Raw genomic sequence first — 1,109 nt, forward strand, 5'->3', positions numbered from 1 at the left:
GGCCCTCGCGTTCGGCTGCTTCCCAGTCGCGGGGCCTGAGCTGGTATTTCTCCGAGTCGAGGTACTCCTCGCCGCCGTGCCGCAGCGGGGTGTTCTCACACAGCTCGTAGCCGGAGTAGATGCCCCACGTGGGCGAGAGGGTGGCGGCGAGGACGGCGCGGACCTCGAAGGCGGGGCGTCCGCCGTGCTGGAGGTAGGCGTGCAGGATGTCGGGGGTGTTGGCGAAGAGGTTCGGCCGCATCCAGGCCGCGGCCTCACCCGACAGCTCGGTCAGGTACTCGGTCAGCTCCTGCTTGCTGTTGCGCCAGGTGAAGTACGTGTACGACTGCTGGAAACCGATCTGCGCGAGCGTGTGCATCATCGCCGGGCGGGTGAACGCCTCCGCCAGGAAGATCACGTCCGGGTCCCTGTGGTTGACCTCGGCGATGACCCGCTCCCAGAACACGACCGGCTTGGTGTGCGGGTTGTCGACCCGGAAGATCCGCACCCCGTGGCCCATCCAGTGCCGCAGCACCCGCACGGTCTCGGCCACCAGGCCGTCCATGTCCGCGTCGAAGGCGACGGGATAGATGTCCTGGTACTTCTTCGGCGGGTTCTCCGCGTACGCGATCGTGCCGTCGGGGCGGTGGTGGAACCACTCCGGGTGCTTCTGCACCCAGGGGTGGTCCGGGGAGCACTGCAACGCGAAGTCCAGGGCGATCTCCAGGCCCAGCTTCCCCGCCTCGGCGACGAAGAAGTCGAAGTCCTCGATCGTGCCGAGGCCGGGGTGGACGGCGTCGTGGCCGCCCTCGGGCGAGCCGATCGCCCAGGGCACGCCGACGTCGTCCGGGCCGGCGGTGAGGGTGTTGTTGCGGCCCTTGCGGAAGGTGGTGCCGATCGGGTGGATCGGGGGCAGGTAGACGACGTCGAAGCCCATCGCGGCGATCGGCTCCAGCCGGCGGGCGGCGGTGCGGAACGTGCCGTGCGGCCGCTCGGCGGTGCCCTCCGAGCGCGGGAAGAACTCGTACCACGAGCCGTACAGGGCCCGTTCGCGCTCCACCAGCAGCGGCATCGCGTCCGAGGCGGTCACCAGCTCCCGCAACGGAAACCGGGCCAGCACCTCCTCCACC

At 69.8% G+C, this 1,109-nt stretch carries 1 pseudogene; it reads right to left on the reverse strand.

Features of this window, described 5'->3' with window-relative positions:
* Positions 1 to 1,109: pseudogene (locus JK361_RS40585) on the reverse strand (alpha-1,4-glucan--maltose-1-phosphate maltosyltransferase); the annotation flags it as partial.

Source organism: Streptomyces musisoli (assembly GCF_016741855.1).
Taxonomy (GTDB): domain Bacteria; phylum Actinomycetota; class Actinomycetes; order Streptomycetales; family Streptomycetaceae; genus Streptomyces; species Streptomyces musisoli.